Annotated in this window: 13 protein-coding genes; 7 read left to right on the top strand and 6 right to left on the bottom strand. The window is 54.6% G+C overall.

Annotation, left to right across the window (positions count from 1 at the left end):
* Window positions 1-10 precede the first annotated feature (10 nt).
* Window positions 11-2,506, top strand: coding sequence for a phosphoenolpyruvate--protein phosphotransferase (ptsP, locus tag RY075_RS06435; RefSeq protein ID WP_338628326.1), 2,496 nt, complete (start codon window positions 11-13; stop codon window positions 2,504-2,506).
* A 3-nt stretch (window positions 2,507-2,509) separates the two neighbouring features.
* Here the strand turns inward: ptsP and RY075_RS06430 are convergent, their stop codons facing one another.
* Both RY075_RS06430 and RY075_RS06425 read right to left on the bottom strand, forming a co-directional pair.
* Window positions 2,510-3,364, bottom strand: a complete 855-nt coding sequence (locus tag RY075_RS06430; protein WP_032608836.1) for an AraC family transcriptional regulator — start codon at window positions 3,362-3,364, stop codon at window positions 2,510-2,512.
* A gap of 1 nt (window position 3,365) precedes the next feature.
* Window positions 3,366-3,986, bottom strand: coding sequence for a flavin reductase family protein (locus RY075_RS06425; RefSeq protein ID WP_003858756.1), 621 nt, complete (start codon window positions 3,984-3,986; stop codon window positions 3,366-3,368).
* 262 nt (window positions 3,987-4,248) lie between these two features.
* Here RY075_RS06425 and rnk point away from each other — a divergent pair, with 262 nt between their 5' ends.
* The gene (gene rnk, locus RY075_RS06420) at window positions 4,249-4,659 is read left to right on the top strand and encodes a nucleoside diphosphate kinase regulator (protein ID WP_032608834.1); all 411 of its coding nucleotides are present in this window, start codon (window positions 4,249-4,251) and stop codon (window positions 4,657-4,659) included.
* Between the two features lie 137 nt (window positions 4,660-4,796).
* The gene (yldA, locus tag RY075_RS06415; RefSeq protein ID WP_015571155.1) at window positions 4,797-4,886 is read left to right on the top strand and encodes a small membrane protein YldA; all 90 of its coding nucleotides are present in this window, start codon (window positions 4,797-4,799) and stop codon (window positions 4,884-4,886) included.
* A 10-nt stretch (window positions 4,887-4,896) separates the two neighbouring features.
* On the opposite strand, the gene RY075_RS06410 is transcribed toward yldA, so the two are convergent.
* Entirely contained in the window at window positions 4,897-6,135 is a 1,239-nt protein-coding gene (locus tag RY075_RS06410) for a zinc-dependent alcohol dehydrogenase (RefSeq protein ID WP_022650589.1), read from the bottom strand.
* Between the two features lie 181 nt (window positions 6,136-6,316).
* On the opposite strand from RY075_RS06410, the gene uspG reads away from it, so the two are divergent.
* A complete protein-coding gene (gene uspG, locus RY075_RS06405) occupies window positions 6,317-6,745 on the top strand; it encodes a universal stress protein UspG (RefSeq protein ID WP_109948493.1) in 429 nt (142 codons plus the stop codon).
* Between the two features lie 59 nt (window positions 6,746-6,804).
* Here uspG and ahpF read toward each other — a convergent pair whose 3' ends face one another.
* Both ahpF and ahpC read right to left on the bottom strand, forming a co-directional pair.
* Window positions 6,805-8,370 (bottom strand): alkyl hydroperoxide reductase subunit F, encoded by a 1,566-nt coding sequence (gene ahpF, locus RY075_RS06400; RefSeq protein WP_338628324.1) that lies wholly within the window; start codon window positions 8,368-8,370, stop codon window positions 6,805-6,807.
* Between the two features lie 242 nt (window positions 8,371-8,612).
* Entirely contained in the window at window positions 8,613-9,176 is a 564-nt protein-coding gene (gene ahpC / locus RY075_RS06395) for an alkyl hydroperoxide reductase subunit C (RefSeq protein ID WP_003858764.1), read from the bottom strand.
* A gap of 621 nt (window positions 9,177-9,797) precedes the next feature.
* On the opposite strand from ahpC, the gene RY075_RS06390 reads away from it, so the two are divergent.
* The 3 genes from RY075_RS06390 to RY075_RS06380 all read left to right on the top strand — a co-directional run bounded on the left by RY075_RS06390 (window position 9,798) and on the right by RY075_RS06380 (window position 12,681).
* Window positions 9,798-10,718, top strand: coding sequence for a LysR family transcriptional regulator (locus tag RY075_RS06390; protein ID WP_022650586.1), 921 nt, complete (start codon window positions 9,798-9,800; stop codon window positions 10,716-10,718).
* Between the two features lie 128 nt (window positions 10,719-10,846).
* Window positions 10,847-12,070 carry a phosphoadenosine phosphosulfate reductase gene (locus RY075_RS06385; protein ID WP_325773901.1) on the top strand — a complete coding sequence of 408 codons (1,224 nt, stop codon included), beginning with the start codon at window positions 10,847-10,849 and terminating at the stop codon, window positions 12,068-12,070.
* Window positions 12,055-12,681, top strand: coding sequence for a ParB/RepB/Spo0J family partition protein (locus tag RY075_RS06380; RefSeq protein WP_022650584.1), 627 nt, complete (start codon window positions 12,055-12,057; stop codon window positions 12,679-12,681). The genes RY075_RS06385 and RY075_RS06380 overlap by 16 nt, the downstream gene beginning before the upstream one ends.
* Here RY075_RS06380 and RY075_RS06375 read toward each other — a convergent pair whose 3' ends face one another.
* Window positions 12,682-13,842, bottom strand: coding sequence for a pyridoxal phosphate-dependent aminotransferase (locus RY075_RS06375; protein WP_023315606.1), 1,161 nt, complete (start codon window positions 13,840-13,842; stop codon window positions 12,682-12,684).
* Window positions 13,843-13,908: the final 66 nt, after the last annotated feature.

Below are 13,908 nucleotides of genomic sequence, written 5' to 3'. Positions count from 1 at the left end.
AGGAGGAAGTATGCTTTCAATTGAATTTTTCTGCCCACTGCCCAACGGCCTGCATGCGCGTCCGGCCTGGGCGTTAAAAGAGCAGTGCAGCGCATGGCGCAGCGACATCCGTTTTATCAACAGACGGCTTCACACTCACGCGGATGCCAAAAGCTCGCTGGCGCTGATCAGTACCGGTACGCTGTTTAATGACAGCTGCGTGCTGGAAATTAACGGCAGCGACGAGGAGCAGGCCCGACGCGTGCTGGAGGCGTATCTCACCGGCGCGTTTATCGACAGCGACAGTATTCCCTCCGGCGACGCGCCGCACGTTGCGCATCCCCTGCCCCGCTCGCTTGTAAGGCTTGCTCCCCATCTTCAGCACGGCATTACGCTCGCCAGTGGCATCGGGGCTGGCACTCTGCGAGGCTGGCAGAGCGATAACCTCAAACGTTATTGTCAGATCCCCGCCTCGCCGGAAGATATTACCCGCCTGGAACACAGCCTGGCGACGCTGGCCGAACAGCTCAACCACCGCTTGCGCGGGCTGGACGGCGAGAGTAAAACCATTCTCAGCGCGCATCTTTCGCTGATCCAGGATGAGGAGTTTGGCGGCACCATACGCCGACTGATCGCCGAGGAGCGGCTAAGCCTTGCGGAGGCGATCATTCGTAATATGGAGCTGATCTGCGACAAGCTGTCACTCTCCGCCAGCGACTACCTGCGTGAACGCGTCAGCGATATTCGCGACATCAGCGAGCAGCTTCTTAACATTACCTGGCCGGAGTTGCAGCAAACCTACGCATTCACCCTCAGCGCCCCCACTATTCTGGTGGCGGAAGATCTGACGCCCAGCCAGTTTCTCAGCCTCGACACGCAGTACCTGAAAGGCATGGTGCTTGAAAAAACAGGCCGGACGTCGCATACGCTGATCCTGGCACGCGCGGCCTCCGTGCCTGTGCTGAGTGGTTTAACGGTCGCCTCACTGGCGCCGTTGATGGGAAAAGAGGTCATTCTGGACGGCATCTGTAGCGTGCTGGTCGTTGAACCCAACGACGCGGTGAATGATTACTACAGCGTGGCGCAGCGCCTTGCCGACCGACGCCACCAGCAGCAGATCAAAGATGCGGGTCTTCCAGCGCTCACCCGCGACAACGTACCGGTAGAGATTGCCGCCAACATCGGCAGCGCGCTGGAAGCGCCCGGGGCGTTTACTTGCGGCGCGCAGGGTATCGGGCTGTTTCGCACTGAAATGCTGTATATGGACAGAGACACCGCGCCGGACGAGCAGGAGCAATTCGAAGCCTATCAGCAGGTGCTGCTCTCCGCGCAGGGCAAGCCGGTCATCTTTCGCACAATGGACATCGGCGGCGATAAGCAGATCCCTTACCTGAACATTCCCCAGGAAGAAAACCCGTTCCTCGGCTATCGCGCCGTTCGCATTTATCCCGAATTTGCCGATCTCTTCCGCACCCAACTGCGCGCGATCTTACGCGCAGGCGCAAGCGGCAATGCGCTGTTGATGATCCCGATGGTGCACAGCCTCGATCAGATTTTATGGATCAAACAGGAGCTGCAAAACGTTCGTGACGCCCTGGCCTCACAGGGGTTACGTCACACCGAGCGCCTGCCGCTGGGGATCATGGTTGAAGTGCCTTCAGTCTGCTTTATCATCGATCACTTCTGCGAAGAGGTGGATTTCTTCAGTATCGGCTCGAACGATATGACTCAGTATCTCTACGCTGTCGATCGCAACAACCCGCGCGTTTCGGGGCTGTATAACCCCATCACACCGTCTTTTTTACGCATGGTTCGCCAGATCGTCACCGCAGCGCATCGTCACGGGAAATGGGTCGGCATTTGCGGGGAACTTGGCGGAGAGCAGCGCTACCTCCCTCTTCTGCTTGGGCTGGGCTTGGATGAGTTCAGCATGAGCGGGCCGCGCATCCCTGCGGTAAAAACCCAGTTGCGTCAGCTTGACATGGCGACCTGCCGGGCGCTGGCAGATAAGGCCTGCGACAGCCGCAGCGCAGAGGAGATTGAAGCCCTGCTGGCGGATTTCACACCGGAAGCGCCGCCGCGTCCATTGCTGGCGCTGGAGACTATCGTGGTCAATGAGCCGCTGACCTCAAAAGAGCAGGTGCTTCAGTTCTTATGCGGAAATCTTGCGATTCATGGCAGGACCGAAAACCCGCTCGAGCTTGAAGAAGATCTCTGGCAGCGCGAAGAGATTGTCACTACCGCCGTCGGGTTTGGCGTGGCGATCCCTCACACCAAATCGCAATGGATACGCCATTCCAGCATCAGCATTGCCCGTCTGGACAAGGCGATTGACTGGGAGTCGGATTTGGGCGACGTCGAGCTGGTGATCATGCTGACGCTCGGCGCTCAGGAAGGGATTAATCACGTGAAGGTCTTTTCCCAGCTGGCGCGGAAGCTGGTCAATAAAACATTTCGCGAGTCGCTGTTTGCAGCAACGACGCCGCAAAGTATCCTGGATCTGTTGAACGCTGAAATCACGTTCTGACTGTCACTGAAAGCGTGCGCGATACTCCCCCGGCGTCAGGCCAAACTGGCGCCGGAAAAGACGGCTAAAATAGTCGCTATCGGCATAGCCACAGCGCTTCGCCACTTCCCCCACCGGCAGGTGGTATTTTTGCAGGATGGTTCTCGCCTTCGCCATACGCACCCAACGAACGTAATCCACAAAACTCATCGTCCCCTGTTGAGAGAACAGGCGTGACAGATGGTTAGCCGAAATATTAAACAGCGAAGCGACGCTGTCCCGCGACAGGGGTTCAGCATAGTTTTCCTGCACCCAGTTACAAATGCTCTGATAGAGGAAATCCCCGCGCGACACTCCCGGTTCAGGCAGCGACGACACCACTTTACGGCACCAGTGCAGCAGGCTCAGCACCAGTGGTTGAATAATAGCCTGGTCCTGCGGGGAAGCGCTCAGGTGCGTCAGGGCCATCAGCATCGCGGCACATTCACCTCGTTCAGGGTGAGGAAGCTCCACGTGTCGCTGCGCAGGCACGGATCGCCCGTGCCGGGTATCATGAAACACCAGCCCCAGCCACGACGGCGCGAAAAGAATGCTCAGCAGCATGACCGGTCGTTCAAACACCGGGACGCTGGCGGCCTGGGCGGGAAGAAACAGCATTTCCCCCTGGTGGAGGGGCTGCTGCCCGGCAACCAGTCTGTTGCCATATTCCCCGCGAAGAACGACGTCAAGCCGTGGCCAGTCGCGGCTCACGCTTCCGACAGCGTCAGACGCGCCACGATGAGCAAACCAGACTCGCCCCAACTGCTGTGGGTTGAGCACCAGGCCGCTCAACAGATCGGCAAAAAACTGCTGATCGGCGGGCAACAGGGTTGCGCGCATATTACCCCCTGCGCGCATCCGGGCGTACCAGGTCGAAGCGATGGCTATCACTGATGGCATAGTAGGCCGTCGGTCCACCCGCACGCAGAATGGGCTGCGCTTTCGCGGTCTGGTAAATCCCCTCTTCCAGCAAACTCTCGGCGATATGGACGCCCACGACTTCGCCGAGCACCAGCCAGGTATCAATCGGTGTCCCATCCGCGCCGGTAAGCTGAATGCACTGTGACAATCGACACTCGAAATTCACCGGGCTTTCCGCCACGCGTGGCGAGCTCACAAGCTGGCTGGCTACGGGCGTCAGGCCGGCAAAGGTAAATTCATCCTCGCCATGAGGGAGCGTGGCGGAGGTTTCATTCATCGCCTCGGCCAGATCGCGCGTTGCGAGGTTCCAGACAAACTCCCCCGTTTCGGTAATATTCCGCACGCTATCCTTCCAGCCATTGCTGGAAAAACCAATGATCGGTGGGCGATAGTTAAAACAGTTAAAGAAGCTGTACGGGGCAAGGTTCAGTTGACCGGCCTTATCACAGGATGAGATCCAGCCAATTGGACGTGGACCGATAATGGCGTTCAGCGGGTCGTGCGGCAGGCCGTGCCCCTGAGAAGGTTGGTAAAAGTACATATCGCTCTCTCTACGCTGGGGCTGCAACGCGCATTGCCCGGGTTCAGTCTTTCCAGCGTAACGAAATTTCCGTTCAGCGTGAATCGGGACGCCGGGTTTATTGCCAAAAATTCATATGGCGCATGATTGTGACCTTCATCACTTCAAACTTACGGTTTCAAACAGTATCATCAGCTAAGTTAAACCCTCGCTGCCAGACGGCGAGGGTTTTCTTTTGGATTGGTTTCTGCGTTACACGCAGCATTAACGACATGGAGTAAAAATGTCCAGACCTACGATTATCATCAATGAACTCGACGCAGAACGTATTGACCGACTGTTGGAGAAACCAGAATTCGCCTCGCTGCCGGTAGCCGATGCGCTGAACGAAGAGCTAGACCGGGCGCAGATGTGTACGCCTGAGACCATGCCGCATGATGTGGTCACCATGAACAGCCAGGTGAAGTTCCGCAACCTGACCACCGGCGAGGAGCTCACCCGTACGCTGGTCTATCCGGCGCAGATGACCGACAGCAGCACGCAACTGTCGGTGCTGGCACCCGTGGGCGCGGCGCTGCTTGGACTGCGCACAGGCGATACTATCCACTGGGAACTCCCGGGCGGTGCCTCAGCTCACCTGGAAGTGCTTGAGCTGTTCTACCAGCCCGAAGCCGCTGGCGATTACCTGCGTTAATCCCTTCTGAACAAGCGACCCCGCTTTGCACAGAGGATGCACCCGCATCCTCTTTCCGCAAATTCACCCGATTGTGTTATATCGGACAAAAACCGCTTAATCCACGCTTACTCTGTTGTGGTGCCGTGGGGACGGTCATGGGTGAGATACTTGTTATCACACTGGTTTTTCTCATCATCCTGGCGATCCTCGTCGTGGCGGTGCTATACCTTGAGCGCCACTGGTGAGTGAGGAACCTCACACAACGCCGCCGGGGAAGGCATTCACCAGTCCCTTCACTTTCTGCTGCGCTGCCTCCGGGGTGTCTGCACCAGGCACCAGGATCACCTTGCGGCACTCCTCCTCCCGTTTTTCGAAGATTTTATAGGCGCGCTCCGCATCAGCCAGCGGAAGATAGTGGGTGACAATATCTTCCGGTGTAAGCAGCCCTTTTTCGATAAGCGGCAGCAGCTCTCCCAGCCAGGCATGGACGTGGGTCTGCCCCATCTTAAAGCTCAGCCCTTTATCGAAGGCATCGCCAAACAGGAAGCCGTGTATAAAACCGGCATACACGCCCGGCACGCTGACCACGCCTCCGCGCCGCACCGCAGCAATGCACTGGCGCAGGGCTTTGCCGCTGCTGCCTTCAATTTTCAGGTTACTGAGGATCGTTTCCGTGGTGCTGCCTTTGGCCTCAAACCCGACGGCATCAATCACCGCATCCACTCCGCGCTGTCCGGCCGTTTGCTCAATGATTTTCTCCGCCGCGTCGTTATCGTCATCAAAGTTAATCGGGATCGCGCCGTAGCGCTCCTGGGCAAACCGCAGTCGATAGGGATGATGATCAACCACAAAAATCTGCTCTGCGCCGAGAAGCCGCGCGCAGGCAATGGTCAGTAGCCCCACCGGCCCGGCCCCGAATACGGCGACGCTGGAGCCTCTCTGAATCTGCGCATTTTTCGCCGCCTGCCAGGCGGTAGGCAGAATATCTGACAGGAAAAGCGCTTTGTCGTCAGACAGCAGTTGAGGCACTTTAAACGGCCCCACGTTGCCTTTCGGGACGCGCACATACTCCGCCTGTCCGCCCGGCACGCCGCCGTAAAGATGGCTGTAGCCAAACAGCGCGGCAGGGGCGGGAATTTGCTTTTTGTTCAGCGCCGCGCCCTGCCCGCGATTCGTGTTTTCGCAGGCCGCGTACTGTTGCATCTGGCAAAAGAAGCAGTCACCGCAGGCAATTACAAACGGGATCACCACTCGGTCACCTTTCTGCACGTTCTTCACTTCGCTCCCGCACTCCACCACCTCGCCCATAAATTCATGACCAAAGATATCGCCATGCTGGACCTTGGGAATTTTTCCGCGATAAAGATGCAAATCAGAACCACAGATCGCCGTGGCCGTTACGCGCAGGATGATATCGTCAGGCTGTTCGATGCCCGGATCGGGGACATTATCGACCCGAACATGATGTGGACCGTGATAGGTGAGAGCTTTCATGCAACCTCCGAAAGGGTGTGGGTAAGCTTATAAAAGGGTAGCTACCTCTCGGGATCTGCCCCGGAATCCGGCTGTTTTGAGATTTATCCTGGCGAGATAAAAAAGTGCTGTCGGGATTACAGAAACCATTTATATTTTGTGGTTGAATGATTTCAGCGTTTATTAACAAGGAGAAACGGTTATGTATCAAACAATCATTATGCCGGTTGATGTTTTTGAAATGGAACTGAGTGATAAGGCTATACGTCACGCGGAATTTCTCGCGCAGCAGGACGGAATTATTCATCTTCTGCATGTTTTGCCGGGCTCTGCCAGCCTGAGCCTGCATCGTTTCGCTGCTGATGTGCGTCGTTTTGAAGAGCATTTACAGCACGAAGCCGAGACGCGCCTGCAAACCATGGTCGGGCACTTCAGCATCGATTCTTCCCGCATCAAAACCCACGTCCGGTTCGGTAGCGTGCGCGACGCCGTTAATGAGCTTGCCGGGGAATTAAATGCCGACGTGGTAGTGATTGGTTCACGTAACCCTTCCATCACCACTCACCTGCTGGGGTCGAACGCCTCCAGCGTGATCCGCCACACCCACATTCCGGTGATGGTCGTCAGATAAAAAAAGAGGCCACCTTTAGGTGGCCTCTGGCATTGCAGGTGTCGTCTTGCTTTCTTTTATTATGCAGTTTTGGTGCGGATCAGGTAATCAAACGAGCTCAGCGACGCTTTCGCACCTTCACCGGTAGCGATGATGATCTGTTTGTACGGCACGGTGGTGCAGTCGCCCGCCGCAAATACGCCCTTCACGCTGGTTTCGCATTTCGCATCGATGATGATCTCGCCCATGCGGTTACGCTCAATAGCGCCTTCCAGCCAGGTGGTGTTTGGCAGCAGGCCAATCTGAACAAAGATCCCTGCCAGCGCTACGCTGTGGATATCGCCGCTCACGCGGTCACGGTATTCCAGACCAGTCACTTTGCTGCCGTCGCCTTTCACTTCTGTCGTCTGGGCATTGAGCACAATGTCGACGTTATTCAGGCTACGCACCTTATCCTGCAACACCTGGTCCGCTTTCATCTCCGGAGCGAACTCCAGCAGGGTAACGTGTTCCACAATTCCCGCCAGATCGATAGCCGCTTCCACGCCGGAGTTACCGCCGCCGATCACCGCGACGCGTTTACCTTTGAACAGCGGGCCGTCACAGTGGGGGCAATAGGTCACGCCTTTGGTGCGATACTGATCTTCGCCCGGGACGTTCATGTTGCGCCATTTCGCGCCGGTGGCAATGATCACGCTGCGCGCCTTCAGCACCGCGCCGGACGCCGTTTCAATCTGGTGCAAACCACCCTCGACCGCCGCCGGAACCAGTTTGCTGGCGCTCTGGCTGTCAATGACATCCACGTCGTAGTCGCTGACGTGCGCTTTCAACGCACCGGCCAGCTTCTGGCCTTCGGTTTTCGGCACGGAAATGTAGTTTTCAATGTCTACGGTATCCAGAACCTGACCACCGAAACGCTCGCCCATCAGACCGGTACGGATCCCTTTACGTGCGGAGTAGACCGCTGCCGCCGCGCCCGCCGGGCCTGAGCCAACAATTAGCACGTCATAAGCATCGCGTTGGTTCAGCTCTTCCGCCGCGCGTTTTTCTGCGCCGGTATCCACTTTGGCGACGATTTCGGTCAGCGTCATGCGCCCCTGGCCGAACTCCTGGCCATTCAGGTAAACCGCCGGAACGCCCATCACGTTACGCTCGGTGATTTCGTTCTGGAACGTACCGCCGTCAATCGCCGTGTGCTTAATGCGTGGGTTGAGGACTGACATCAGGTTCAGCGCCTGCACCACGTCCGGGCAGTTGTGGCAGGAGAGCGAGTAATAGGTTTCAAACTCAAAATCACCGTCGATATCGCGGATCTGCTCCAGCAGCGCCTGCGCTTCTTTTGACGGATGACCACCGGTCCACAGCAGCGCCAGCACCAGGGACGTAAATTCGTGCCCCAGCGGAGAGCCCGCGAAACGCGGCCCCTGGTCAGACCCTGGGTTGGCGATCAGGAAAGAAGGCTTACGGACTGCCAGCGTGTTGTCTTCTTTGAAGGTCACTTTCGGCGACAGCTCAGCAATCTCTTTCAGCAGTGCTTTGATTTCTGCCGATTTCGCGCTGTCGTCCAGCGTGGCAATCAGCTCAACAGGTTTGGTCAGTTTCTCAAGGTAGGCCTTGAGCTGGGTTTTCATGTTAGTGTCGAGCATTATTCTTCCCTCTCTTAAAACGTCATCATGCAAGCCGCCTTATACGGGCTGCCTGAATGCAACTTGCATCATGGTGCTGGAATGAAATGGGCGCGGGGAGCGCCCATGACTGAAACAATTTCCAAAGTATTTCGCGTCAGAGCAAGGCGGCTAGCCTGAGAATCCCCGGGAGCTTACTGAAGTAAGTGACCGGGGTGAGCAGGCGACGCCATCGCAGCTATGGCGTGAAAAACGACGGAAATTTAGATCTTGCCCACCAGGTCCAGAGATGGCGCCAGCGTCGCTTCGCCTTCTTTCCATTTCGCCGGGCACACTTCGCCTGGGTGAGAAGCAACGTACTGAGCCGCTTTCACTTTGCGCAGCAGGTCAGATGCATCACGGCCGATACCTTCAGCGGTAACTTCGATAGCCTGGATAATGCCCTGCGGGTCAACAACGAAGGTCGCGCGGTCTGCCAGGCCTTCATCTTCACGCATGTTGTCGAAGTTACGGGTCAGGGCGCCAGTCGGGTCGCCGATCATCGCGTATTTGATTTTCGCGATAGTTTCAGAGCTGCTGTGCCACGCTTTGTGGGTGAAGTGGGTATCGGTAGAAACAGAGTAAACGTCTACGCCCAGCTTTTGCAGTTCTTCGTAGTGGTCTGCCACGTCGCCCAGTTCGGTCGGGCAAACGAAGGTGAAGTCAGCCGGATAGAAGAAGAACACGCTCCAGCGGCCTTCGATATCTTTCTCGGTTACTTCGATGAACTCACCGTTTTTGAACGCCTGGTTTTTGAAAGGTTTAATTTTAGTGTTAATCAAAGACATCTGTACTTCCTCCGTGTTTTCGTTGAGATGTAAGGTAACCAACTTTATCCATCGGGGCTAATGCGTATGCTTTATCAAATCAATCAGCCAAACCTTACAACAGCAACAAGACAGCAAGGTGAACCTTTTACAGGAAAGCCTGAAAGTAAAAAGGCCGCCTCAACGGGCGGCCCTGATACCTGAATTCCCCGCAGGTACATTCAGTGCCAGCCGAAGCTGGCGTTGCGTTGCGCTCTACATACCTTGTATCAAGGCCGTAACAGCGCTTTGATTACAGCACCCCTGCGCGCATTGAGCAATGCATAAGAGGGATAGTCCTGCCTATGGCTGTGATAGGCAGTATCGAAGAGGTCTCTGAAAGATTATGAATTTAATTTCATTATGGGTTTCACGCTATATATAAACACCACTTTTCATTCAAATAATTCAATCAAACTTTAAAGATAAAATTATCTTAATTAGTCTTGAAGTTATGTTTCAATAATCCAAAGCCGTGATATATTAAGATCACTTAAATTTTAAATTAAGCGAGTTATTCACACGGATTGTAAAGGGTAACTTCCCTCTGTCGTACTCCAGGATGTGATAACGACAGCAAACTCAACTCACTCAGGACGAAACATGGCAAACCTCTACGACCTAAAAAAATTCGATCTCAATCTGTTAGTCATCTTCGAATGCATTTACCAACACCTCAGTATCAGTAGGGCTGCCGAGACGCTTTATATCACGCCATCCGCCGTCAGCCAGTCGCTGCAACGCCTGCGCGGTCAGCTTAATGACCCCCTGTTTATCCGTTCAGGGAAGGGAATTACGCCAACCACGGTAGGTACCAACCTGCATCATCATCTGGAAAAAAATCTCAATCAGCTTGAGCAGACGATCAACATGATGCATCACTCGGACATCAAAAAAAAGTTCGTTATCTATTGCTCTCAAATGGTGTCTCCTGGTTCGATGCTCGAACCGTTGAAGCTGTTAATATCTGAAGAGAATTATGAGATAGAGCAAAGAGACATGCTCATTTCCTCCGAATCAGCGGAAGATTTGTTGGCCTATCGTAAGGCCGATCTCATCTTCTCTATCGCACCTATCCACAATCGCTCTGTGGTCTGCACCCACTTCACCACGGTGCCGATAGCCTTAATCTGTAGAGCAGACCACCCAAGGCTCGCTGACGCAGTCACGCTGGAAGTGCTATACCAGGAGAAATTCACTTTTTACCAGAGTGCTCATCCGGGTGTAAAAGAGTTTCAGAGTCGCGCAAATGACGCGTTTCCGGAAAGAAATATTGCTTTTCGTACGGACTCCCTTAGCTCTCTCATCTCCATGGTCTGTTCATCTGATCTGTTAGGCTTCATCCCCGTGTCGATCTATGAAACATATAAAGAACCGTTGAAATTAAAAAGGCTTGAGCCACCGTTTGAGCTGCCTGAATTAAAGATCTATATGCTCTACAGCCGTTCATCACTGAATAGCACTGTTTTTTCAACATTCATTGAAAAAATGCATAAGCTCTGCGTTTCTCCGCCGTCTGCGTAAAATACATTTGCATGGTGAATGCAAATAAGGCAACCCGAAGAAAATGCCCCCGTGAAATTAAGGACAAATAATTCCATAATATCGTTTTGTTTTTTTCCAGACATTTAACACGCAGGACGCGATTAATCATGTCGATCTATAAAATCCCTTTACAGGAAAATGTTTTAGACGCTTCTGCGGAACGCATAGACTGGACGCTCAACAATTTCTCCAGGGTCTGCGTTTCCTTTTCCGGTGGAAAAGATTCTACCGTGATGCTGCATCTCGTTGCCCAGAAAGCACGGCAATTAAAGCGAAAAATAGATGTCATCTTTCTGGACTGGGAAGCGCAATTCTCCTCAACCATTCAGCATGTTGACACGATGAGAACGCTGTATCGGGATGTTATCCATCAGTTCTGGTGGGTAGCGCTTCCGCTCACGACCCAGAACGCCCTGTCACAGTTTCAACCTGAATGGCAGTGCTGGGAACCCGGGACAAACTGGGTTCGCCAGCCACCGGAAGATGCCATTACCGATTACCACTATTTCGATTTTTATCAGCAGGGAATGACGTTTGAAGCCTTCGTGCGCGAGTTTGCCGAATGGTATGCACAAAAACGTCCTGCCGCCGTCATGGTGGGGATCCGCGCCGATGAATCTTACAACCGCTTTCTGGCTATCGCGTCGGCGCGTAAGCAGCGCTTTTCTGACGATAAACCCTGGACGACCGCCGCCCCGGGTGGGCACGCCTGGTATATCTACCCCTTGTACGACTGGAAAACCGCCGACATCTGGACGTGGTTCGCGAAATCAAAATGTTGCTATAACCCGTTATACGACCTGATGTACAAGGCGGGGGTGCCGCCGCGTTATATGCGCATCTGCGAACCGTTTGGCCCGGAACAGCGTCAGGGCTTGTGGCTCTATCATGTCATTGAACCCGAACGCTGGGCGGCGATGTGTGAACGCGCCTGCGGCGTGCGAAGCGGAGGTATTTATGCCGGGCACGATAACCATTTTTATGGCCACCGGAAGATCCTGAAACCAGACCATCTCGGCTGGCGCGAATACGCCATGCTGTTACTCGACAGCATGCCGCAAAATACGGCGGAACATTACCGCAACAAAATCGCGGTTTATCTCCACTGGTATCAAAAGCGAGGCATGAACGATATTCCCGACACGCAGGAGGGTGACATTGGTGCAAAAGATATCCCTTCCTGGCGACGCATTTGTAAGGTTTTACTCAACAATGACTATTGGTGCCGGGCACTTTCGTTTAGCCCAAATAAGCCTAAACACTATCAGCGCTACAGCGACAGAGTGAAAGCAAAACGCAAGGAATGGGGGATTTTATGCAACAACGAATAATCACCGAAATGGAAACGTACCTTCAGGCACTTTCAGAAGAAGAGCGAATAGCCGCTATTAATGCGTTTCGTCAGGCATTACATGAAATCAGCCCTTTTCGCGATCAGCCCGTCGATTGCGTATTGTGGATAAAAAAGACAAACATCACCGCTAACGATTACAACCCAAATAACGTCGCGCCGCCGGAAAAGCGGCTGCTCAGCAAGTCACTGGAGCTGGATGGATTCACACAACCTATCGTTGTGACGGAAAATGCGCCACAGCACTACGAAATTGTCGATGGTTTTCACCGTCATGATATCGGCAGTAACCGGGCGATCCTGAAGCGCCAGCTTAAAGGTTACCTCCCTGTTACCTGCCTGCGTAAAGCGCGCCAGGAAAAGTTCGATCGCATGGCGGCAACTATTCGTCACAACCGCGCGCGTGGACGCCACCAGATCAACGCCATGTCAGAAATCGTGCGAGAACTGGTGCTTATGGGCTGGAGTGAGCAGAAAATTGGCCAGGAGTTAGGTATGGACAGCGATGAAGTGCTGCGTCTGAAGCAGATCAACGGTCTGCTCGAACTCTTCGCAGACCGTCGTTTTTCAGAAGCCTGGACGGTGAAATAGTCAGAGCGTCGCCAGACGCTCTGCCGCAGCGAGCAGCGTCGATTCCTGCTTCGCAAAGCAAAGACGAATCAGCTTATGCGGGAAGGGATCGGCGCAGAACACCGACAGCGGAATGGCCGCCACTCCCACCTCTTTCGTCAACAACTGGCAGAAACTCACGTCGTCCAGATCGGAAATCGCGCTGTAGTCGGCCAGCAGGAAATAGGTTCCTTCAGACGGCAAAATTTCCAGGCGGCTTTTGCTCAGCGCCGCCACAAACAGATCCCGACGTTCACGATAGAAGTGCGGCAGCTCGCGGTAATGCCCGGGTTCCGCACGCAGCATATCCGCCAGCGCCAGCTGGGCCGGTGTGTTCACGGCAAACGTCAGGTACTGATGCACTTTGCGCAGCTCAGCGCTAATGGCCGCCGGGGCCACGCAGTACCCTACCTTCCAGCCGGTCATATGGTAGGTTTTCCCAAATGACGATACCGCGATTGCACGCTCGCGAAGTTGCGGATGCGCCAGCACGCTGGCATGCCCCTCTTCGGCGAAGCAGATATGCTCATACACCTCGTCGCTCAGAACATATATTTCACGTTCGGCGATGGCCTGCCACAGCGCAGCAAAATCGGCTTTTTGCCACACCGTCGCCGACGGATTATGCGGAGTATTCAGGATCACCAGACGGGTTTTGTCACTCAGCAGCGCAGCAAATGCCTGCCAGTCAGGGCGAAAATGCGGTGGCTGGAGCGCCACGCGCTTCACCACGCCGCCGGCCAGTTCAATCGCCGGGGCGTAGCTATCGTAGCTCGGGTCAAAACAAATCACCTCATCACCCGTACGCACCAGGGCGGTTATCGCCGCATACAGCGCTTCGGTCGCCCCTGCCGTCACCGTGATATCGCTGTTCGCGTCAGGCTTATGGCCGTATAACTCCGCCGTTTTATCCGCAATGGCTTCACGCAACGTCTGCACGCCGGTCATCGGCGCATACTGGTTGGCTCCCTGCGCAACGTGGTACGCCAGACGCTCCTGCAAATATTTCGGCCCATCAAAATCCGGGAAACCTTGTGAGAGGTTAATGGCGTTGTGCTGCTGCGCCAGGGCGCTCATCTGCGTAAAAATCGTCGTGCCGAGATTGGGAAGTTTACTCTGCGGGATCAACGGGTTATTGCTCATTGTAGTGTGCCTGCCTGTAATACTTATGTTGCTGACACTATAACACGATGTTAGTCTTTGGCAATC

Source organism: Enterobacter sp. JJBC (assembly GCF_036936505.1).
Classification (GTDB): domain Bacteria; phylum Pseudomonadota; class Gammaproteobacteria; order Enterobacterales; family Enterobacteriaceae; genus Enterobacter; species Enterobacter hormaechei_C.
The sequence above is the reverse complement of the archived record's forward strand: the minus strand, read 5'-3'. Positions and strand labels throughout refer to the sequence as shown.

Coding starts and splice junctions, on each gene's coding strand:
- ptsP (WP_338628326.1), top strand. CDS start 11: ATGCTTTCAATTGAATTTTTCTGCCCACTGCCCAACGGCCTGCATGCG.
- RY075_RS06430 (WP_032608836.1), bottom strand. CDS start 3,364: ATGCGCGCAACCCTGTTGCCCGCCGATCAGCAGTTTTTTGCCGATCTG.
- RY075_RS06425 (WP_003858756.1), bottom strand. CDS start 3,986: ATGTACTTTTACCAACCTTCTCAGGGGCACGGCCTGCCGCACGACCCG.
- rnk (WP_032608834.1), top strand. CDS start 4,249: ATGTCCAGACCTACGATTATCATCAATGAACTCGACGCAGAACGTATT.
- yldA (WP_015571155.1), top strand. CDS start 4,797: ATGGGTGAGATACTTGTTATCACACTGGTTTTTCTCATCATCCTGGCG.
- RY075_RS06410 (WP_022650589.1), bottom strand. CDS start 6,135: ATGAAAGCTCTCACCTATCACGGTCCACATCATGTTCGGGTCGATAAT.
- uspG (WP_109948493.1), top strand. CDS start 6,317: ATGTATCAAACAATCATTATGCCGGTTGATGTTTTTGAAATGGAACTG.
- ahpF (WP_338628324.1), bottom strand. CDS start 8,370: ATGCTCGACACTAACATGAAAACCCAGCTCAAGGCCTACCTTGAGAAA.
- ahpC (WP_003858764.1), bottom strand. CDS start 9,176: ATGTCTTTGATTAACACTAAAATTAAACCTTTCAAAAACCAGGCGTTC.
- RY075_RS06390 (WP_022650586.1), top strand. CDS start 9,798: ATGGCAAACCTCTACGACCTAAAAAAATTCGATCTCAATCTGTTAGTC.
- RY075_RS06385 (WP_325773901.1), top strand. CDS start 10,847: ATGTCGATCTATAAAATCCCTTTACAGGAAAATGTTTTAGACGCTTCT.
- RY075_RS06380 (WP_022650584.1), top strand. CDS start 12,055: ATGCAACAACGAATAATCACCGAAATGGAAACGTACCTTCAGGCACTT.
- RY075_RS06375 (WP_023315606.1), bottom strand. CDS start 13,842: ATGAGCAATAACCCGTTGATCCCGCAGAGTAAACTTCCCAATCTCGGC.